Origin of the sequence: Streptomyces griseoviridis, assembly GCF_005222485.1 — a bacterium.
GTDB lineage: Bacteria > Actinomycetota > Actinomycetes > Streptomycetales > Streptomycetaceae > Streptomyces > Streptomyces hintoniae.
In genome coordinates, this window is the sequence record NZ_CP029078.1 from 2,797,299 (window position 1) to 2,816,619 (window position 19,321).

Annotated in this window: 17 protein-coding genes; 9 read left to right on the forward strand and 8 right to left on the reverse strand. The window is 73.2% G+C overall.

What is annotated here, in order from left to right; all coding sequences use genetic code 11:
* The first annotated feature begins 113 nt into the window (after window positions 1–113).
* On the forward strand, window positions 114–524 hold the full coding sequence (locus tag DDJ31_RS11490) for a transglycosylase SLT domain-containing protein (protein WP_127180373.1): 411 nt from the start codon (window positions 114–116) through the stop codon (window positions 522–524).
* Window positions 525–614: 90 nt separating this feature from the next.
* A complete protein-coding gene (locus DDJ31_RS11495) occupies window positions 615–1,346 on the forward strand; it encodes a YoaK family protein (protein ID WP_127180372.1) in 732 nt (243 codons plus the stop codon).
* An 81-nt stretch (window positions 1,347–1,427) separates the two neighbouring features.
* Here DDJ31_RS11495 and DDJ31_RS11500 read toward each other — a convergent pair whose 3' ends face one another.
* Entirely contained in the window at window positions 1,428–2,663 is a 1,236-nt protein-coding gene (locus tag DDJ31_RS11500; protein ID WP_127180371.1) for a cytochrome P450, read from the reverse strand.
* 236 nt (window positions 2,664–2,899) lie between these two features.
* On the opposite strand from DDJ31_RS11500, the gene DDJ31_RS11505 reads away from it, so the two are divergent.
* Window positions 2,900–4,069 carry a steroid 3-ketoacyl-CoA thiolase gene (locus tag DDJ31_RS11505; RefSeq protein WP_127180370.1) on the forward strand — a complete coding sequence of 390 codons (1,170 nt, stop codon included), beginning with the start codon at window positions 2,900–2,902 and terminating at the stop codon, window positions 4,067–4,069.
* Window positions 4,070–4,115: 46 nt separating this feature from the next.
* Here DDJ31_RS11505 and DDJ31_RS11510 read toward each other — a convergent pair whose 3' ends face one another.
* Together DDJ31_RS11510 and DDJ31_RS11515 are read right to left on the reverse strand one after the other, a co-directional pair.
* Complete coding sequence (locus DDJ31_RS11510) at window positions 4,116–4,943, reverse strand: helix-turn-helix domain-containing protein (protein WP_127180369.1); 828 nt, start codon at window positions 4,941–4,943, stop codon at window positions 4,116–4,118.
* Between the two features lie 124 nt (window positions 4,944–5,067).
* On the reverse strand, window positions 5,068–7,110 hold the full coding sequence (locus tag DDJ31_RS11515; RefSeq protein WP_164784992.1) for a bifunctional glycosyltransferase 87/phosphatase PAP2 family protein: 2,043 nt from the start codon (window positions 7,108–7,110) through the stop codon (window positions 5,068–5,070).
* Window positions 7,111–7,499: 389 nt separating this feature from the next.
* On the opposite strand from DDJ31_RS11515, the gene proP reads away from it, so the two are divergent.
* From proP to DDJ31_RS11530, 3 genes are all read left to right on the forward strand, one after another.
* Complete coding sequence (proP, locus tag DDJ31_RS11520; RefSeq protein ID WP_127180367.1) at window positions 7,500–8,927, forward strand: glycine betaine/L-proline transporter ProP; 1,428 nt, start codon at window positions 7,500–7,502, stop codon at window positions 8,925–8,927.
* Between the two features lie 89 nt (window positions 8,928–9,016).
* Window positions 9,017–10,198 (forward strand): DUF2330 domain-containing protein, encoded by a 1,182-nt coding sequence (locus DDJ31_RS11525; RefSeq protein ID WP_127180366.1) that lies wholly within the window; start codon window positions 9,017–9,019, stop codon window positions 10,196–10,198.
* Window positions 10,199–10,232: 34 nt separating this feature from the next.
* Window positions 10,233–10,904 carry an O-methyltransferase gene (locus tag DDJ31_RS11530; protein WP_127180365.1) on the forward strand — a complete coding sequence of 224 codons (672 nt, stop codon included), beginning with the start codon at window positions 10,233–10,235 and terminating at the stop codon, window positions 10,902–10,904.
* 134 nt (window positions 10,905–11,038) lie between these two features.
* On the opposite strand, the gene DDJ31_RS11535 is transcribed toward DDJ31_RS11530, so the two are convergent.
* Window positions 11,039–11,431, reverse strand: a complete 393-nt coding sequence (locus DDJ31_RS11535; protein ID WP_127180364.1) for a hypothetical protein — start codon at window positions 11,429–11,431, stop codon at window positions 11,039–11,041.
* Window positions 11,432–11,511: 80 nt separating this feature from the next.
* Here DDJ31_RS11535 and DDJ31_RS11540 point away from each other — a divergent pair, with 80 nt between their 5' ends.
* Complete coding sequence (locus DDJ31_RS11540) at window positions 11,512–11,946, forward strand: DUF1992 domain-containing protein (RefSeq protein ID WP_127180363.1); 435 nt, start codon at window positions 11,512–11,514, stop codon at window positions 11,944–11,946.
* Here the strand turns inward: DDJ31_RS11540 and DDJ31_RS39855 are convergent.
* From DDJ31_RS39855 to DDJ31_RS11555, 3 genes are all read right to left on the reverse strand, one after another.
* A complete protein-coding gene (locus DDJ31_RS39855) occupies window positions 11,935–12,822 on the reverse strand; it encodes a hypothetical protein (protein WP_346656288.1) in 888 nt (295 codons plus the stop codon). The two genes, DDJ31_RS11540 and DDJ31_RS39855, sit on opposite strands and share 12 nt — an antisense overlap.
* Window positions 12,823–12,828: 6 nt before the next feature.
* Window positions 12,829–13,440 (reverse strand): hypothetical protein, encoded by a 612-nt coding sequence (locus tag DDJ31_RS11550; RefSeq protein WP_127180362.1) that lies wholly within the window; start codon window positions 13,438–13,440, stop codon window positions 12,829–12,831.
* Window positions 13,441–13,628: 188 nt separating this feature from the next.
* The gene (locus DDJ31_RS11555) at window positions 13,629–15,710 is read right to left on the reverse strand and encodes an MDR family MFS transporter (RefSeq protein WP_127180361.1); all 2,082 of its coding nucleotides are present in this window, start codon (window positions 15,708–15,710) and stop codon (window positions 13,629–13,631) included.
* Between the two features lie 866 nt (window positions 15,711–16,576).
* On the opposite strand from DDJ31_RS11555, the gene DDJ31_RS39640 reads away from it, so the two are divergent.
* Complete coding sequence (locus tag DDJ31_RS39640; RefSeq protein ID WP_171480810.1) at window positions 16,577–17,404, forward strand: peptidoglycan-binding domain-containing protein; 828 nt, start codon at window positions 16,577–16,579, stop codon at window positions 17,402–17,404.
* 15 nt (window positions 17,405–17,419) lie between these two features.
* On the opposite strand, the gene DDJ31_RS11565 is transcribed toward DDJ31_RS39640, so the two are convergent.
* Entirely contained in the window at window positions 17,420–18,088 is a 669-nt protein-coding gene (locus DDJ31_RS11565) for an HAD-IA family hydrolase (RefSeq protein WP_127180360.1), read from the reverse strand.
* A 485-nt stretch (window positions 18,089–18,573) separates the two neighbouring features.
* On the opposite strand from DDJ31_RS11565, the gene DDJ31_RS11570 reads away from it, so the two are divergent.
* Window positions 18,574–19,218 (forward strand): HNH endonuclease family protein, encoded by a 645-nt coding sequence (locus DDJ31_RS11570; RefSeq protein ID WP_127180359.1) that lies wholly within the window; start codon window positions 18,574–18,576, stop codon window positions 19,216–19,218.
* The last annotated feature ends 103 nt before the right edge of the window (window positions 19,219–19,321 follow it).

Sequence of the window (19,321 nt, forward strand, 5' to 3'; positions counted from 1 at the left end):
CGCAAGGCGCCGACGAGCCCCCGGGCCGCCGGCGCCGCCGTACACCCCCGGGCACAGCTGTGAGCCTCCGGTGCACGAGAGCGACCGCACTGTCCCCGAGGAAAAGGTTCCCCGTGCTCGTCTCCCGCATCGCCCGCATCTCCCCGAAGAAGGCCCTCGCCTCCGCCGCCGTGGCCGCCGCCACCACCGGCATGGTGCTGACCGCGGCTCCCGCTCACGCCGCGACCACCGGCTCGTCCTCCGCCCAGGCCGTGGCGCAGAAGATGATCCCGGACAAGGCGCAGTACGCCGCGTTCAGCAACATCGTCTCCCACGAGAGCGGCTGGAACGTGACGGCGACCAACTCGTCCTCCGGCGCCTACGGCCTGGTCCAGGCCCTGCCGGGCTCGAAGATGGCCTCCTCGGGCGCGGACTGGAAGACCAACCCCGCCACCCAGATCAAGTGGGGTCTCGACTACATGAACTCCCGCTACGGCAGCCCGACGGCCGCCTGGTCCTTCTGGCAGGCGAACGGCTGGTACTGATCCACGCCACGCCGGGAGAACCGCCCGCACCGCGCCCGCACCCCCGCCCTACCGGCGGGGGTGCGGGCGTCTGTGGTGGACTTGGCGCTCATGAGCGAGCAGAACAGCGGCCCGGGTGACGCGTCCGAGGGCGAGCGGGCCGCCGCGCCGGCCGCGGCACCCGACCCGGAGGCCCGCGGGGTGCGTCTCGTCGTCGTCCTGCTGGCCCTGACCGTCGTCAGCGGCCTCATCGACGCCGTCAGCTATCTGGGCCTCGGCCATGTCTTCACCGCGAACATGACAGGCAATGTGGTGGTGCTCGGCTTCGCCGCCGCGGGAGCGCCCGGCTTCTCCGTGCCGCACACCGTCACCTCCCTCTGCTTCTTCCTGCTCGGCGCGCTGGTGGGCGGCCGGGTCGCGGCCACCCTCGGCACCGGATCGCGCCGCGCCTGGACCCGCCGCACCCTCGGCGCCGAGGCCGTCCTGGTCGGGATCTCGGCGCTGGTCGCCTTCCTCGCGCCGGGCGCCCGTCTCACCGTCTACGCGCTGATCGCCCTGACGGCCTTCGCGATGGGGCTGCGCAACGCGACGGTCCGCAAGCTGGGCGTCCCCGACCTGACGACGACGGTCCTCACCATGACCCTCACCGGGCTCGCCTCCGACTCCCGCGCGGGCGGCGGCTCGGGCCGCCGCTCCCCGCGCCGCACCGCGTCCGTCGTCGCCATGGCCGCCGGCGCGTTCCTCGGCGCCTGGCTGGTGGTCCGCCACGACCTGGCCCTGCCGCTGCTGATCGCGGCGGTGCTGTCGGGGGTGCTCGCCCTGGTGGCGTCGGGGCGGGAGTAGCGGCCACGGGCGGGCGCGCGGGCCCGGGGACGGGCCGGCGGCGCCGGGATGCCGCCGGCCCGGGACCGTGGGCCGCGCCGGTCAGCCCGCCCTGACCTGGAGTTCCTTCACGCCGTTGATCCAGGCCGAGCGGAGCCTGCGCGGGTCGCCCGCCAGGGTGAGGCCGGGCATCGCCTCGGCGATGGCGCCGAAGATCAGGTTGATCTCCAGGACCGCGAGGGACTTGCCGAGGCAGAAGTGCGGCCCGCCGCCGCCGAAGCCGAGGTGCGGGTTGGGGTCGCGGGTGATGTCGAAGGCGTCGGGGTCGGTGAAGACCTCCGGGTCGTGGTTGGCGGAGGCGTAGAAGATGCCGACCCGGTCGCCCTTCCTGATCCGCTTGCCGCCGAGTTCGGTGTCCTGGGTCGCGGTCCGCTGGAACGCGTTGACGGGCGCCGCCCAGCGCACGATCTCCTCGGCGGTGGTCTGCGGACGCTCCCGCTTGAACAGCTCCCACTGCTCGGGGTGGGTGAGGAAGGCGTGCATGCCGTGGGTGATGGCGTTGCGGGTGGTCTCGTTGCCCGCGACCGCCAGCATCAGCACGAAGAAGCCGAACTCGTCGGAGTTCAGGTTGCCTTCGTCCTCGGCGGCCACCAGTGTGCTGACGATGTCCTCGGCCGGGCACTGCTTGCGGTCGGCGGCCATGTTCATGGCGTAGGCGATGAGTTCGGTGGCGGACTCGGCGCCGACCTCCTCGGTGATGGCGTACTCGGGGTCGTCGTAGGCGATCATCCGGTTGGACCACTCGAAGATCCGGGTGCGGTCGGCCTGCGGGATGCCGATGAGTTCGGCGATGGCCTGGAGGGGCAGTTCGCAGGCGACCTCGGTGACGAAGTCGAAGGAGCCCGCGCGGGCGCGGGCGGCGCGGGCGATGGCGTCGGCCCGCTCGCGCAGCCGGTCCTCCAGGGCCCGGATGGCGCGCGGGGTGAAGACGCGCTGCACGATCTGGCGGACCCGGGTGTGCTCGGGCGGGTCCATGTTGAGCAGGATCAGCCGCTGCGCGTCGATCGCGTCGCGCGCCATGTGCTCGTTGAAGCGGATGATCGCCGTGTTGAGGTACGAGGAGAAGATCTCCGGATGCGTGGAAACGTACTTGACGTCCGCGTGCCGGGTGACCGCCCAGTAGCCCTCGTCCTGGAACCCGGCTACGTTGCCCGCCTGGGGGATCCAGCGGACCGGCTCGGCCTGCCGCAGCGCGGCGAACTCCGGCAGCGGGACCCGGTGGTGGAGCAGATCGGGGTCGGTGAGGTCGAACCCGTCGGGGAGGGCTGGACAGGACATCGGCGGCTCCCGCTTAGTTCTGACGGTCCATCAGGTTCTGGCGACTGCCGTGAAGGTAGTAACGGGTCCGCCAAGTCGCAAGAGGCGGGGCCGTCCCAATTGCGTGCACGCCCCTTGCGGTGGCCCGCACGCTGTCAGCAGACTGCACGACAGAACTAGAACACGTACTAGTTCTGCGTGGCGGGTGGCCGGGACGCCCGCGCCGCGCGGGTACCGGAGGAGAGGATTCGCCCCCAATGGCCGCGGAACCCGTGATCGTCGAAGCCGTACGGACCCCCATCGGCAAGCGCGGCGGCGCGCTCGCCCAGCTGCACCCCGCCTATCTCCTGGGCGAGACCTACCGAGAAGTCCTCGGCCGCACCGGCATCCCCGCCGACGCGGTCGAACAGATCGTGGGCGGCACGGTCACCCACGCGGGCGAGCAGTCCATGAACCCCGCCCGCACCGCCTGGCTGGCCATGGGCCTGCCGTACGAGACGGCGGCGACGACCGTCGACTGCCAGTGCGGCTCCTCGCAGCAGGCCGCGCACCTGACCGCCAACATGATCGCGGCGGGCGTCATCGACGTCGGGATCAGCTGCGGGGTCGAGGCGATGAGCCGGGTGCCGCTCGGGTCGGGCTCCAAACACGGCCCGGGGAAGCCGTTCCCCGACGAGTGGAACGTCGACCTGCCCAACCAGTTCGAGGCGGCCGAACGCATCGCCAGGCACCGCGGGCTGACCCGCGAGGACGTCGACGCGCTCGGGCTGCTCTCCCAGGAGCGGGCGGCGGCGGCCTGGGCCGAGGAGCGGTTCAAGCGGGAGACGTTCGCCGTGCAGGTGCCCACCACGGAGGAGGAGCAGCGGGCGGGCCAGGGCATGTGGCGCCTCGTCGACCGGGACGAGGGGCTGCGGGACACGTCGATGGAGGCGCTGGCGCGGCTGAAGCCGGTCATGCCGACGGCCGTGCACACGGCCGGGAACTCGTCGCAGATCAGCGACGGCGCGGCGGCCGTGATGTGGGCGTCGAAGCGGATGGCCCGCGCGCTGAAGCTGCGGCCGCGGGCCCGGATCGTCGCGCAGGCGCTCGTCGGCTCCGACCCGCACTTCCATCTGGACGGTCCCGTCGACGCGACCCGGGCGGTGCTCGGCAAGGCGGGCATGTCGCTGAAGGACATCGACGTCGTCGAGATCAACGAGGCCTTCGCGTCGGTGGTGTTGAGCTGGACGCGGGTCTTCGGGCAGGACCTGGAGAAGGTCAACGTGAACGGCGGCGGGATCGCGCTCGGGCATCCGGTCGGCGCGACGGGCGCCCGGCTCATCACCACGGCGCTGCACGAACTGGAGCGCGCGGACAAGGAGTTCGCGCTGGTGACGATGTGCGCGGGCGGCGGCCTCGCCACCGGGACCATCCTCCAGCGCCTTTAGCCTTCAAGGTGTCGAGGACGGCGGGATACGGGCGCCGCGGGGCGGCTCACACCAGGTGCTCTCCGTAGCTCTCCGCCATCACGCACCGGATCAGCTCCGCCGTGTCCTTCAGGGAGAGGGCGGCGGCCTGGAGGTGGTCGTAGCGGTGCGAGAACGCCCTGACGGTCTCCGGGTCGGCGGTGGGGTGCGCGCTGTTGTAGCCCTCGGTGTAGGCGATGGGCGGGTCGTTGGTGAAGCGGTAGAGGTCGAACGAGCCGATCATCCCCGCGTGCGCGCCGGCCGAGAACGGCAGCACCTGGATGTTGACCCGGTGGCTGTCCTCGTAGGACAGGAGCCGGGTCAGCTGGCCGCGCATGGTGCGCGGGCCGCCGATCGACTGGCGCAGCGCGGCCTCGCCGATCACCACCCAGACGAACGGCGGGTCCTCCTTCTCGAGGAGGCGCTGCCTGGCGAGGCGCACGGTGGTGCGGTCCTCCAGGTTGGACCGGTCGATGACGCCGAGCACGGCGCGCGCGTACGCCTCGGTCTGGAAGAGGCCGGGCACGATGCCCAGTTCGAAGGAGTAGATCTGGGTGGCCTTGGACTGGAGTTCCGCCACTTTCTGGAACCAGGTGGGGAGTTGGCTGCGCATGACCAGTTCGACGAGTCGCGACAGGAGGCCGCCGGTGCCGAGGGCGGCGTCCACCCGTTCGCTGAAGATCTGGGTGGGCAGTTTGCGGGCGGTCTCGACCTGACCGACCAGTGACCCGGTGTAGTTGACGATGTCGCCGAGCTGACGCTGCGTCAGCCCGGCGGCCTCGCGGTGCCGTCGCAGTTCGAAGCCGTAGTAGTCGAGTGGCGAGGCGCCCGGGTCGAGCGGGTTGATGTGGGTCACAGGCGGGTCCCCTCTCACGTGACTCGGCATCCCGCCGCACGCGTTGTGTCCGTTCTGTGGCCCACAGTAGTCGTGGCACGTCACCGCCGTACCGGGAACGGACAGGTCCCGTGGTGAAGGCCGGTCAGGTGCTCGGGGCGGACTCCCTGACGGGCCGCCGGTCGTCGTTGCCCGCCCCGGCGGGCGCGCGCACGTCCTTGGCGCGCGGCCCCTGGAGGAGATACGCGAGCCCGAAGCCGCCGGCGACGACGGCCGCGCCGCCGACCGCGTCGAGCACCCAGTGGTTGCCGGTCGCCACGATCGCGGAGACGGTGAACAGCGGGTGCAGCAGGCCGAGTGCCTTCATCCACGCCTTGGGCGCGATGACGGCGATGGCCACCCCGCACCACAGGGACCAGCCGAAGTGCAGGGACGGCATGGCCGCGTACTGGTTGGTGAGGGCGGTCAGGGTGCCGTAGTCCGGCTTGGAGAAGTCCTGGACGCCGTGCACGGTGTCGATGATCCCGAGGCCGGGCAGCAGCCGGGGCGGGGCCAGCGGGTAGAGCCAGAAGCCGACCAGGGCGAGCAGGGTCGCGAAGCCGAGGGTGGCGCGGGCCCACCGGTAGTCGACCGGGCGGCGCCAGTACAGCACGGCGAGCACGGTCAGCGGCACGACGAAGTGGAAGGACTCGTAGTAGAAGTCGAAGAAGTCCCGCAGCCAGCCGACCTTCACCACCGCGTGGTTGGCCCAGTGCTCGATGTCGATGTGCAGGAACCGCTCGATGTCGAGGATCTGGTGCGCGTGGCCCTCGGCCCGCTCGCGGCCCGCGGAGTTGCTGCCGCCGGTCGCGGCGAGCCTGACCTTGGCGTAGGCGGCGTAGGTGACGCGGATGAGGAGGAGTTCGAGCAGGAGGTTGGGGCGGGTGAGGACCCGGCGCAGGAACGGCAGCAGCGGCACGTGGCGGAACCGGGTCGGGACCGGCGCCGCGTACTCGGTGGGGACCGGCGAGCGGTAGTACGGGGAGGTGCGCGCGAGGAACGGCACGACGGTCGCCGCGAGCAGCGCGGCGAGCAGCACGACGTTGTCCCGCAGGACGTAGACGGCCGCCATGTTCGGCAGCAGCATCTTCGCGGGCAGCGTCATCAGCAGCACCACGGCGACCGGCCACACGTACCGGTCGGAGGCGCGCCTGCCGACCCGGCCGACGACCGCGAGCAGCACCCACAGCAGCTGGTGCTGCCAGGTGGTCGGGGAGACGGCGACGGCGGCGCAGCCGGTGACGGCGACCGCGAGGAGCAGCTGGCCGTCGCGCGCGTAGCGGACGGCCCTGCGCACCCCGAGGAAGGCGACGGCGGTGCCGAGGGCCAGGAACAGGCCGATCTCCAGCGGCCCGGTCAGGCCGAGGCGCAGCAGGGCGCCGTGCAGGGACTGGTTGGCGAGGTCGTCGGCGGGCCCGCCGAGTCCGGTGCCCGCCATGTGGTGCACCCAGTAGGTGTACGAGTCGTGCGGCAGCGCCGCCCAGGCGAGCAGGGTGCAGGCGACGAAGGCGGCGCCGGCGGTGACGGCGGCCCGGCGGCGGGCGGTGAACCAGAGCAGCGGCGCGAACAGCAGCACGGTCGGCTGGAAGGCGGCGGCGACGCCGATCAGCAGGCCGCCCGCGTAGCGGCCGCGGACCACGAAGCAGCCGAGGAGCACCAGCAGCACCGGGATGATGCTGGTCTGGCCGAGCCAGAGCGTGTTGCGCACCGGCAGCGACAGCATCAGCAGGCTGATCGCGACGGGTGCGGCCAGCAGCGAGGTACGGCGGCTGACGGGCTGCGGCAGGGCGCGGGCGGCGACCAGGCCGAGCGCGACGACCAGCAGCAGGGTGCCGAAGGTCCAGCCCCAGCCGAGGGCCTGTTCCGCGGTGCGGGTGAGCGGCTTGAGGACCAGGCCGGAGAACGGGGTGCCGGTGAACCGCGTCGAGTCGTACAGGGACCCCTTGACATGCAGGACGCCGTGCGGCCCGACCCAGGTCTCCAGGTCCGTGAGCCGGTCGCCCCGCGGGGTGCCGAGGACGGCGGTCAGCTGCCGTATCGCGAGGACCGCGGCGATCAGCCACAGCCCCAGCCGCGCGACGCCCAGGCGTCCCCCCACCGCCTCGAACGCGTCCCCCGGCCGTCGCCCGCTGTGCTCCACGTTCGCCACGCCTCGTAGGCCTCCCGCCCCGTCGTCCCGCCGCTTCGTCGCGTGGGAGATCCTCGCGAACCCTATGAGGCTCGCACCACCCCGCGGAAGGGACGCAGGCAACCCCCTCTTCACCTGACGTCCGCCCTCCTTTTGTGCGGATGACGATAGTGCGCGGGTGGTTCGGTCCGGACCGCGGAAGGCGAGATGGCTCACAGTGGGCGGCGGCCGGAACCGGCCCGCGACGGGCGGACGTGCCTGCGTACACGGCCTTTATGTGCCGTATGCAACGACCCGCGTACCGTACGTGATCGGGACAACTGGGCCTATCTTCGACCTTTCGCAGTCCGCCGTCGTCGCCGTGCTGCTCCCTGACCCCTGTCCCCCACGAAAGGCAGGCGAGCCACGTTTTGGCGACCGCCGAGATCACCCCTGCCCCCGTCCGCGAGGCACCTTCCCCCGGCTCCGCCGATGTCACCGTCACCGACCCCGCGCTGGTCAGGCGGGCCGTCAAGGCGGCCGCGCTGGGCAATGCGATGGAGTGGTTCGACTTCGGCGTCTACAGCTACATCGCGGTGACGCTCGGCAAGGTCTTCTTCCCCTCCGGCAGCCCGACCGTGCAGCTCCTGTCGACGTTCGGCGCCTTCGCGGCGGCCTTCCTGGTCCGCCCGCTCGGCGGTCTCGTCTTCGGTCCGCTGGGCGACCGGGTGGGCCGGCAGAAGATCCTCGCCCTCACGATGATCATGATGGCGGCGGGCACCTTCGCGATCGGCCTGATCCCGTCCTACGGCTCGATCGGCGTCGGGGCGCCGCTGCTGCTCCTGGCCGCCCGGCTGGTGCAGGGCTTCTCGACCGGCGGCGAGTACGCGGGCGCCTCCACGTTCATCGCGGAGTACGCGCCGGACAAGCGGCGCGGCTTCCTCGGCAGCTGGCTGGAGTTCGGCACGCTCGCCGGGTACATCGGCGGCGCGGGCCTGGTCACGCTGATGACGGCGCTGCTGTCCAGCGACGACCTGCTCTCCTGGGGCTGGCGCATCCCGTTCCTGATCGCGGGCCCGATGGGCATCGTCGGCCTGTATCTGCGGATGCGCCTGGAGGAGACCCCGGCGTTCGCGGCGGAGGCCAGGAACACCGGGAACACCGGGAACAGCGGGAACACCGGGAAGTCCGGGAAGTCCGGGAAGTCCGGGACCGAGCGTCCCAAGGTGCCGCTGCGCGAGATGGTCGCGGGGCAGTGGCGGGCGCTGCTGCTCTGCGTGGGCCTGGTGCTGGTCTTCAACGTCACCGACTACATGCTGCTGTCGTACATGCCGAGCTATCTGACCAGCGAGCTGAAGTACGACGAGACGCACGGCCTGCTGGTCGTGCTCGCGGTGATGGCCCTGATGATGGTCGTCCAGCCGTTCGCGGGCGCCCTGACCGACCGCGTCGGACGCCGACCGGTGATCGCGGCGGGGTGCGCCGGGTTCCTGTTCCTGTCGGTGCCCGCCCTGCTGCTGATCCGGCAGGGCAGCCTGCTCGCGATCGGCCTCGGCATGGGCGCCCTGGGGCTGCTTCTGGTCTGCTTCACCGCCTCGATGCCGTCCGCGCTGCCCGCGCTGTTCCCGACCCGGGTGCGCTACGGCTCGCTGTCGATCGGGTTCAACGTGTCCGTGTCGCTGTTCGGCGGGACGACCCCGCTGGTGGTCACGGCCCTGATCGGCGCCACCGGGAACCTGATGATGCCCGCCTATTACATGATGGCGGCGGCCGTGATCGGCGGCTTCGCGGTGTGGCGGATGACCGAGTCGGCGGGCCGCCCGCTGCCCGGTTCGGCACCCTCGGTGGCCCCTCGGTAGCTGTCCGGAAACGCATCCGGAACCCCCGCCTCCCCCGTACCGTCTGAATCCCTGTTCGAGTTCGACGGGTCACGGTGGAGGCGCTGGGGATGACGGCTCGGTTCCTGCGCGGACCGGCACGCGCGCGCGTACCTGGCGGGGTTCCCGGCCGGCCTCCCGCGCGCGCGGCGACCGTCCCCGTCCTCCGCGCCCGGACGGCGGCCGTCGTGTGCGCGCTGCTCGTCCTCCAGCTCGGCACGCTCCTCGCGCCCGCCCACGCGTGCGGCTGCGGGGCGGTGGTCCCCGAGCGCGGGCGGGTGGTCGCGGTGGCGCGGGAGGAGTCCGTGGTCCGCTGGGACGGCCGCGAGGAGCAGCTCGTCATGAGCCTGACGGTCTCGGGCGACGCCGGGCGGGCCGCCTGGATCGTGCCGGTGCCGCACCGCGCCACGGTCGGGCTCGCCGACCCCGCGCTGTTCACCCGGCTCGAAGCCGCCACCGCGCCGGTACGGCGCACCCGCCACCACTTCTGGCCGCGCGACGACGACTGGCCGCTCGACACCGGCGGCGGCCACGCCGTGGGCGCCCCTCCGCCGTTCCCCGGCGTCAGGGTGACAGGACGCCAGCGGCTGGGCGCCTTCGACGTGGCGCGGCTGACCGCGACCGACCCGGCCGCCCTGACGGGCTGGCTCGACCGGCACGGCTTCGCCCTCCCCCCGCGCCTGGCCCAGGCGCTCGGGCCGTACGTGCGGCACCGCTGGGAGTACGTGGCGGTCCGGCTCGCCCCCCGCTCGGCCGCCGCCGCCCCGCTGCGCGGCACCCTCGACCCGCTGCGGCTGACCTTCCGCTCCGCGCGCCCGGTCTACCCGATGCGGCTGTCCCGGCTGGCCCGCGCTCCGCAGTCGCTCGGCCTGTACGTCCTCGCCGCGCACCGGATGGAACCGGCCTCGGCGATCGGCGGGGAACGCCCCCGCACCACCTTCGCGGGACGGGTCGCCGACCGCTCGGGCCCGCTGGCCGACCTGGCCCGCGGCACCCCGTACCTGACGGCCGTCCACCAGGAGTTCCCGTCCCCCGCGTCGATCACCGGCGACCATCTGCTGCGCCGGGCCGCCGCCGACGCGCCGGTGCGGCAGGTCATCTACGAGGACCGGCTGCGCACCCTCGCGGGTCTGCCCGCGTGGCTCCTGACGGTCGCGGGCGCCCTGCTGCTCGCCCTCGCGGCGACGGCCGCGCCGACCCTGCGCCGCGGCACCGACCGGGGGGCCGAGCCATCCGTTAGCATCGCTAGTTAGAGAACCTAACGAGACGCAGTGGAGGCACGGGCGCATGAGCGGGCCGCAGATCTGGACGGACGTCGACGACTACTTCACCACCCACCTCGCCCCCGACGACGAGGTGCTGACGGCGGCCACCCGGGACAGCGAGGCCGCCGGACTCCCGCACGCCGCGGTCACCGCGCCGCAGGGCAAGCTGCTGCACCTGCTCGCCCGGCTGCACGGCGCCCGCACCGTCCTGGAGATCGGCACCCTGGGCGGCTACAGCACCATCTGGCTGGCCCGCGCGCTGCCCGCCGACGGCCGTCTGACGTCGCTCGAGTACAGCCCGCTGCACGCGGAGGTCGCCACCCGCAACATCGCCCGCGCCGGCCTGGACAAGCTGGTCGAGGTGCGGGTGGGCGCGGCCCTCGACTCGCTGCCCGCGCTGGCCGAGGAGAACCCGCCCCCGTTCGACCTGGTCTTCATCGACGCGGACAAGGGCAACAACGCCCACTACCTCGACTGGGCCCTGAAGCTGACCAGGCCGGGCAGCCTGGTGATCGTCGACAACGTCGTGCGCGACGGCCGGGTCGCCGACGCGGACAGCACCGCGTCCGACGTCGTCGGCACCCGTGCCGCCATCGAACTGATCGGCGCCCACCCGAGGTTGGACGGCACCGCGATCCAGACGGTCGGCGGCAAGGGCTACGACGGCTTCGCCCTGGCCCGCGTCCTGGACTGAGCCGGCCGAGACAGCCGAGACAGCCGAGGGGGCTGGAGCAGGTGGGTCGGCCGGGCCGCCCCGACCGACCGGGCCGGCTCGCTCCGGCCGCCCGGTCCGGCCGCCGACTCAGGCTCCCCGGCTCGGGCCCCGGCTCAGCCCTCGTGGTAGAAGCCGACGTTGACGCTGCGCGGGGCGGTGCGGTCCTGGACGACGATCTCGCCGCTGCCGCCCCTGGGCAGCGTCACGCAGCCGCCGTAGGCGAGCATCTGCGCGTACTCCCCGACGATCAGCCGGACCTCGGCCGACGGATCGGCCTGCGACCCGCGCAGCCAGCTGACCTGCCAGACGCCCTCGGGGCCGCACAGGAACTCCAGGTGGACCCGGGAGACGAACAGCCAGTCGTCCGGCGTCACCAGCCGGCACACGGACCGGTCGCGCCCCACCCGCAGCACGGCGCCGGGCTCGCTGGGCGCGTCGGCCATGAGCATGCCCGCCGTGGCCCCCTCTTCCGCCCCGGACACGGTGGCCATGGTGAGTTCGAGCACGTGCGCTCCTCCTGAAGTGTGCTTACACAGCCGCCGCATGATAAATCGCCCGGCCATGTCCCGTCCGGCACAATGGAGTCATGACCGAGCGAAAGCCACCCGGCATACCGTTCGAATCCTGGGTCGACCGGCAGATCCGTGAGGGCGAGCGGCGGGGCGAGTTCGCCCGTCTCGCGGGCGCGGGCAAGCCGCTGCCGGCCGGCAGCGACACGTCGTACGACGAACTGTGGTGGATCAAGGAGAAGATGGCCCGCGAGGGCCTCTCGGTGCTGCCGCCGACGCTGGCCCTGCGCAAAGAGGCCGAGGACACCCTCGCCGAAGCCCTGGCCGCGCCCTCGGAGCGGGTGGTGCGCGGGCTCATCACCCGGATCAACGCCAGGATCGGCGACATGATGCTCAGGCCGCCGCCCGGCCCCCCGCTGGGGATGCGGCCGTACGACGTCGAAGAGGTCGTACGCCGGTGGCGGGAGCGCCGGGCGGCGGTGGACGGGAGCGGCGGCGGCTCAGCTGTGTAGCAGCCGGTCGGCCAGTTCCCGGTAGTCGCGCAGGGCGAGCCTGAGCTGCTCGGTGTCCGCGGTGCCCGCGCCGGTGTCGTCGCCTTCGCCGTCCCGCCACGAGGTGCGCAGGTGGCGTCGGCGTTCGGTCACGGCCTCGGTGAAGCGGTCCGCGATCTCCGCGAGGACCTGATCGGCCTCGGCGACGGAGGCGCGGGGCTCGTCGACGAAGCCGGCGACCGCGCTCTGGAGCTGCTGCCCGAGCTTGTCGGACTCCTCCCGGGCCAGCAGCGACGAGGCGCCGGACGCCGACCCGTCGGCCGCGGCGGTCTTGGTGGCCGCGGCACCGGAGGCCGGGGTCCGGCCCGCCGAGGTGCGCGCCGCCGATCCCTTGGCCTCGGGCGTGCGGGACTCGGGGGTGCGGGAGTCGGGCGTGCGCGTCTCCGGGGTGCGGGTCTCCGCGCTCCTGAACTCGGGGGTCCGCGCGTCGCCCGGCGCGGTGGGGTCGGGCGTCCGGGTGGTGTCCGGGGTCTTCGAGGACAGCGGCTTGGGGGTGGCCGTCGCCGCGGGGGCCGCGTCGGAGGAGAGCGGGGGCGGGGGCTGCGGCGGGTGGACGGGGGTGCGCGACCCGTCGTCGCGCGCCGCGCGCTCCCGTGCGCCGCGCTCGCCCCTCGTCGCGTCCTTGCCGCCCGTGAGGTCACGGCCGTCGGCGACGTCCCTGCCGTTGGTGCCGTCCCGGCCGCTCGTGACGTCCCGGCCGCTGCCGGTGTCCGCCGTGACGGCCTCGTCACGTATGCCGCGCTTGTCGCCCTCGGTGCCCTTGTCGATCCTGCCGCTCGTGCTGCCCGTGCCGCTCATGTCGTCCGTGCCGCTGGTGTCGCTCTTGTACTCGTTCATGTTTCCTCAACCCCCCTTGACGGTGGTGCGATTGACGTGCTGGCCATTGCTGTGGGAGCGCCGCCGGGGACCGGCCTGCGCGCCCACCAGTTCCTCGAACAGGGACCGCGCCTCGACCAGGGCCTCCCGCAGGTCCTCGGTGCCGGTCTCCGGCCGGCCGCCGCCGGACGCGTGCCGGAGCTGCCGGTAGCCGTGCAGATGGGCGGGGTGGTGGACGGAGAGCGCGTCGAGCTGCTCGTCGCCCTGGCCCGCGGCGGGGAACCCGACCTCAGCGGCGACCTCCGCGAGCAGCCGGTCGGCCTCCGCGACGGCCTCCTGCGGCGCGTCGACGAAGTGTTCCTGGACGGCCGTCCAGCGCGCGGTCAGTTCCTCGCGCCGCTGCGGGTCCAACTCCCTCGCGCGCAGCGCTCCGTGGCGCTCCACGCGCCCGGCCAGCTCCTGCTCGGCGGCCTTGGTGTCGCCGTCGTGCCGGCTCAGGACCCGGTCGTACTCGGGTCCGAAGCGGCGCTTCAGATCCCCGCCGCCGAGTCCGCCCCGGGACCGGAGGGTCAGGGCGACCGCGCCGACTGCTACGGCCGCCACGATCACGATCAGAACGATGATCATGCCTGTGGACATGGATGCCTTCCGCTGTGTCGGCCCAACGGGCCGGTTCACGGTCCGGGTTGCCCCAAAGCCGCCGTCCAAACGGTCACGGAATCCCCCCACTTCCTCCGCCACCGGCGCGACCTGCGCCGTCACCCCCGAACTCGCCCTTCACGCACGGCCGTTGCGGCGGTCCCCTCGACCGGTTCGGCGCGGCAGGTTCAACGCGTCCGCAGAGCGGACCCGTTGTGCGGCTGCTCCTGGTCCGAGCCGCACAACTCCTCGTTGAGCAGCCTCACCAGATGGATCAGGTCCGTCGGCCGGTCGGGGCCCCACCAGTCGCCGAGCAGCTCGGAGAGCGAGGCCTCCCTGGCGTCGGCGAGCCGGCCCGCCACCTCGCGGCCCCGGTCGGTGAGGACCAGGTCGAGGCCCTCCCTGACCCCGAGGCCGCGCTCCTCCACCTGCCGGGCCGCGGCGAGGATGACCGGCAGCGACACCGCGCTGCGCTCCGCCAGCACCCCGGGCTCGGCCCAGCCGTACTTCTTGATCCGCAGCAGCAGCCAGCTCGCCGCGGGCAGCAGGTCGTAGCCGGCCCGCGCGGTGATCGTCCGGTAGATCTCGCGCCGCCCCTCCCGGGTGCCGAGGGTGGACAGCGCCCGGCAGACCTCGTCGTAGGAGGACCGCTGCACCGGGTTGCTGGCCAGCGTCTCGGAGACGTCGGGCGCGGTGACGGAGCCGCGCAGCCGGTCCTCCTTGAGGAACCAGGCGAGCACGAACCCGAGGAGCGCGACCGGGGCCGCGTAGAGGAAGACGTCGGTGATCGCGGACGCGTAGGCGTGCAGCGCCGCCGGGCGCAGCGCGGACGGCAGCGCGGCGATGCCCCGCGGGTCGGCCTTGAGGGTGTCGGGCGAGACCCCCGCGGGCAGCCGGAAGCCGAGGAGCGCGTCGGTGAGCCTGCTGCCGAGGCCGCTCGCGAAGACCGTCCCGAAGATGGCGACGCCGAAGCTGGCGCCGATCGAGCGGAAGAAGGTGGCGCCCGAGGTGGCGACGCCGAGATCCTCGTACGAGACGGCGTTCTGCACGATGAGCACCAGCACCTGCATGACCAGGCCGAGTCCGAACCCGAAGACGAAGAAGTAGACGCTCATCTCGGCGGTCGAGGTGTACTCGGTCATCCGGTGCAGGAGCAGCAGGCCGATGGTGGTGATGCCGGTGCCGGCGATCGGGAACACCTTCCAGCGCCCGGTGCGGCTGACGATCTGCCCGGACGCCGTCGACGACAGCAGCAGTCCGACCACCATCGGCAGCATGTGCACGCCCGACATGGTCGGCGAGACGCCCTGGACGATCTGGAGGAAGGTCGGCAGGTAGGTCATCGCGCCGAACATCGCGAAGCCGACGACGAAGCTGATCACGGCGGCGAGGGTGAAGGTGCGGACCCGGAACAGGCTCAGCGGGAGGACGGGTTCGGCGGCCCCGCGCTCGACGGCCACGAACGCGCCGGCCAGCAGCACGCCGAGCACCGCGAGCCCGATGATCTGCGCCGAGCCCCACGCCCAGGTGGTGCCGCCGAGGGAGGCGACCAGGACCAGGCAGGTGGCGACCGCCGCGATCAGGAACGTCCCGAGGTAGTCGATGACGTGCGGGGTGGAGCGGCGCGGGATGTGCAGGGCGGTGGCGATCACGGCGAGCGCCACGATCCCGACGGGCAGGTTGATGTAGAAGACCCAGCGCCAGCTCAGATGCTCGGTGAACACGCCGCCGAGCAGCGGTCCCAGGACGCTGGTCGCACCGAACACCGCGCCGAACAGGCCCTGGTACCGGCCGCGTTCGCGGGGCGGGACGAGGTCCCCGACGATCGCCATCGACAGCACGATGAGCCCGCCGCCGCCGAGGCCCTGGAGCGCGCGGAAGCCGATCAGCTCGGGCATGTTCCGCGCGACGCCGCACAGCGCCGAGCCGATCAGGAAGATCACGATCGCGGTCTGGAACAGCCGCTTGCGCCCGTACTGGTCGCCGAGCTTGCCCCAGAGCGGGGTCGCGGCGGTCGACGCCAGCAGATACGCGGTGACGACCCAGGAGAGGTGGTCGAGGCCGCCGAGGTCGCTGACGATGGTCGGCAGCGCCGTCGAGACGATCGTCTGGTCGAGGGCGGCGAGCAGCAGGCCGAGGAGCAGCGCGCCGATGGGGACGAGGACGTTCCCCGGCACGTGCTGCTGGGCGGCGCTGCCGCGTTCGGGCGGCTTCTCGGGCGGTCCGTCGTCCCGCACGTCGCCGCTCGTGCCGCGCGCGTCTCCAGCCATCGAGGCCTCCCGAGGCTCTTGTCCCACGTCCATGGTGATCGGTGTGCGCGGTTATGGCCTGTCGAGTCCCGTTCGGACCCGCCCGGAACCAGGCATTCCGGGGCTTCGGTGAGACGAGGTGAAGGAGATCCGCATAATCTCTGGAGATCGCGTGGGGGCGCGAGGGGAGGGAAGAACAAGTGACTGTCTCGAGAGACCGCCTGTGCCCGGAGTGCGGCACACCCAGAACACCGGACGGCTCCCCGTCCTGCGCCTGCAACCGGCGCGCGGCGGACGCCCTGCGCGACGCCCGCGAGGCGGAGGCGGCAGCGGCGGAGGACTTCAACCCGATGCGCATCAGGCCCTACGTGGCCCTGGGCACGGGGGCGGGAACGACACCGGCGCCGACGGCACCGGACACCACGGATGAGGCGCCGCGTGGTCAGGCCGCCTCGGAGGCCCCGGAGGGGCCGGACGAACGGCATCCGGTCGCCGGCGACGGGAGCGCGGGCGAGCCCGGGACGCTGGTCCCGTCCGGCCCGACGGCCCAGGCGGCTTCGGCGAAACCGGACGCGAACCCGGACCCGGACGCGGACCCGAACCCGGACGCGGGAGCGCAGACGGCGGGAGCGACGGCCGCGTCGGGAGCACCGGGAACGCCCGGAGCACCGGCGGCCTCGATCGCCCCGGCCGCACCAGGGGCACCATGCGTATCAGGAACACAAGTGGCACCAGGAGCACCCGGAGCACCCGGAGCACCAGAAGCCTCCGCAGCCCCCAGGAGTGCCGCTCAGGGCGCCGCTCAAGACACCGCGGGCCGGTCAGCGGAGCAGCCCGCCCCGGACGCCTCGGAGGAGGCCACGCCCGCGCCTCGTTCCGACGAGACGATGGCCCTACGCGTCGTGCCGGCCGCACCCGCACCCGCACCCGCACCCGCACCCGCACCCGGTCAAGCGACGCCCCCGGCGCCCGAATCCGAGCCCGCGCCCGCCCTCACCGAGGAAACGCTGACCCTGGGCACCGTCCCGGCGTCCGCCCGTATCCGCGCCCCCCACGTCGTCGACGCGCTCGATCCGCTCGGCTCTGTCGACGCCGCCGGGTCGGGCCCTGCGCGGCGTGGGCGGCGCGGGCGGGCCGTGCTGTTCGGGGCCGGTGGCGCCGTCGTCGCGGTGGTGGCGGCGAGCCTGGCCGTCGGTGTGCTGTCGTACGAGTCCCCGACCCGGGACGACTCACGGGCGGACGGTGTCCGGGCCGGTGTCCCCGACCGGGAGTCCGAGCCCGCGTCGAAGGCGCCGTCGGCGTCGGCCGCGGCCACCCGGCCGGTCGCCGTGCCGTCGCGCCCGGCGGCCGGTGCCACCCCGTCCGGGCCGCCGTCGGCGTCCCCGTCGGCGGCGAGCCCGACGCCGAGCGCCTCGGCGTCGGTGGAGCCGAGCGGGACGCCGTCCGACCCGGTGACGGTCGAGGAGCCGGTCGAGCCGACCCCGACCGCCGCCGCGGTGCTGCGCCGTGGCGACCAGGGCGCCGAGGTCACCGAACTACAGCTCAGACTGCGCCAGTTGAACCTGTACGTCGGTGATGTCGACGGCAGGTACGGGCGGCGGGTCGAGGCCGCTGTCCGTGGCTACCAATGGGCCAGGGGCGTCCAGGAGGACGGTCCAGGCGTGTACGGCGCGGCGACGCGGCAGCGACTGGAGGCGGAGACGTCGGCGCCGTGAGGCCGGCCGGAGCGGTCATCCGATGGAGAGCCGCAGCCCCGCCTCGCCCGCGCTGTCGACCCGCACCTGGGTGAGGTCCCGCACCACCACGTCGGGGTCGTGGAAGTCGGCACGGGGGCCGACGCCCACCACGCGCATCCCGGCGGCGCGGCCCGCGGCGATACCGGCGGCGGAGTCCTCGAAGACCACGCAGTCCGCGGGGTCGATGCCCAGTTCCGCCGCGGCCTTGAGGAAGCCCTCGGGGTCGGGCTTGCTGGCGCCGACGGACTCCGCGGTGACCCGGAGGTCGGGCAGCGGCAGCCCCGCCGCGGTCATCCGGGCGGTGGAGAGCGCGACGTCGGCCGAGGTCACCAGGGCGTGCGGGAGGCCGGCGAGGGAGGCGAGGAACTCCGGGGCGCCGGGGACCGGCACGACACCGTCCAGGTCGGCGGTCTCCTCGGCGAGCATCCGCGCGTTGTCCGCGTGGTTGTGCGCCATGGGCCGGTCGGGCAGCAGCAGGGCCATCGACGCGTACCCCTGGCGTCCGTGCACCACCCTCATGACCTCGTCCGCGTCGAGCCCGTGCCGGTCGGCCCAGCGGCGCCAGCAGCGCTCGACGACGGCGTCGGAGTTCACGAGGGTGCCGTCCATGTCGAGCAGGAGGGCGCGGGCGGTGAGGACGGTGGGCACGGTGGTGGCCGTCATCGGCAGCTCCAAGGCGCGGGGCGGGGGCCGGGGCGTACGGGTCGCGCCCCGCGGGACCAAGGCGGCCCCGCCCGCCGGTCAGGGAGAACGAGCGGGAGCCACTTTGTTTCTCCACGGTACAAAATGAACCCCCTTTCCGCCAGTGGGGGCCGCGAGAGTTCATCGGACGTTCAGGCCGCAAGCCGCCGCGTTCCCGCGCGCACCGCCGCGGCGTTCCCACCCACACCGCCGCCGGGTTCCCGCGCACACCGCCCTCACATCACCCCCGCGCCCCCGCGCACCACCCCCGCGTTCCCGCGCACACCGCCTCCCCGACTCCCACCCCCGGCGCTCCCCCGCCCCCCCTCGTGAAAGTTCGCCCCCGCACCTTGCCCTGTCATGTGCACGTCACTAACTTCTAACCGCACGCACACCCCACGGCAATACGGCACCGCGAGCATTCCTTCGCTCGCACCCCAACGCCCCCACATCCCCAGGGAGTTCGCATGCCGAAGTTCTACGCGCGTCGACGGCTGAGCATAGTGGCGGCCCTCACCGGGCTCATAGCCTCCGTCGGACTCCTCAACGGTCCGACCGCGTCCGCCGCCCTCCCGACCCCGGTCAGCGCGGCCACCGCCCGCAGCTACCTCTCCCAGCTCACCGTGGCCACCGAGAACCGCACCGGCTACGACCGGGACCTCTTCCCGACCTGGATCACCATCAGCGGCACCTGCAACACCCGCGAGTACGTCATCAAGCGGGACGGCGACAACGTCGTCGTCAACTCCGCCTGCACCGCGACCAGCGGCAGCTGGTACTCCGTCTACGACGGCGTCACCTGGACCGCCGCCTCCAGCCTCGACATCGACCACGTGGTGCCGCTCGCCGAGGCGTGGGACTCCGGCGCGAGCGGCTGGACCACCGCCCAGCGGCAGGCGTTCGCCAACGACGTCACCCGGCCCCAGCTGGTCCCGGTCACCGCGAGCGTCAACCGGTCCAAGGGCGACAAGGACCCGGGCGAGTGGGTGCCCCCGCTGACGTCCTACCGCTGCACCTACGTCCGCGCCTGGGTCCAGGTGAAGTACTACTACGACCTCTCCGTCGACTCCGCCGAGAAGAGCGCCCTCACCAGCTACCTCGCGAGCTGCTGACCCGCCCGCCCGGCAGCCGGTGCGGCCGCCCGCGCCGGCCCGCCGCACCGGCCGGTCCCGGATTCCGGCCCTGAACCTCCCCACCCGGCGCCCGCGTTCCGTA

Coding starts and splice junctions, on each gene's coding strand:
- DDJ31_RS11495 (WP_127180372.1), top strand. CDS start 615: ATGAGCGAGCAGAACAGCGGCCCGGGTGACGCGTCCGAGGGCGAGCGG.
- DDJ31_RS11500 (WP_127180371.1), bottom strand. CDS start 2,663: ATGTCCTGTCCAGCCCTCCCCGACGGGTTCGACCTCACCGACCCCGAT.
- DDJ31_RS11505 (WP_127180370.1), top strand. CDS start 2,900: ATGGCCGCGGAACCCGTGATCGTCGAAGCCGTACGGACCCCCATCGGC.
- DDJ31_RS11525 (WP_127180366.1), top strand. CDS start 9,017: ATGACGGCTCGGTTCCTGCGCGGACCGGCACGCGCGCGCGTACCTGGC.
- DDJ31_RS11530 (WP_127180365.1), top strand. CDS start 10,233: ATGAGCGGGCCGCAGATCTGGACGGACGTCGACGACTACTTCACCACC.
- DDJ31_RS11540 (WP_127180363.1), top strand. CDS start 11,512: ATGACCGAGCGAAAGCCACCCGGCATACCGTTCGAATCCTGGGTCGAC.
- DDJ31_RS39855 (WP_346656288.1), bottom strand. CDS start 12,822: ATGAACGAGTACAAGAGCGACACCAGCGGCACGGACGACATGAGCGGC.
- DDJ31_RS11550 (WP_127180362.1), bottom strand. CDS start 13,440: ATGTCCACAGGCATGATCATCGTTCTGATCGTGATCGTGGCGGCCGTA.
- DDJ31_RS11555 (WP_127180361.1), bottom strand. CDS start 15,710: ATGGCTGGAGACGCGCGCGGCACGAGCGGCGACGTGCGGGACGACGGA.
- DDJ31_RS39640 (WP_171480810.1), top strand. CDS start 16,577: ATGGCCCTACGCGTCGTGCCGGCCGCACCCGCACCCGCACCCGCACCC.
- DDJ31_RS11565 (WP_127180360.1), bottom strand. CDS start 18,088: ATGACGGCCACCACCGTGCCCACCGTCCTCACCGCCCGCGCCCTCCTG.
- DDJ31_RS11570 (WP_127180359.1), top strand. CDS start 18,574: ATGCCGAAGTTCTACGCGCGTCGACGGCTGAGCATAGTGGCGGCCCTC.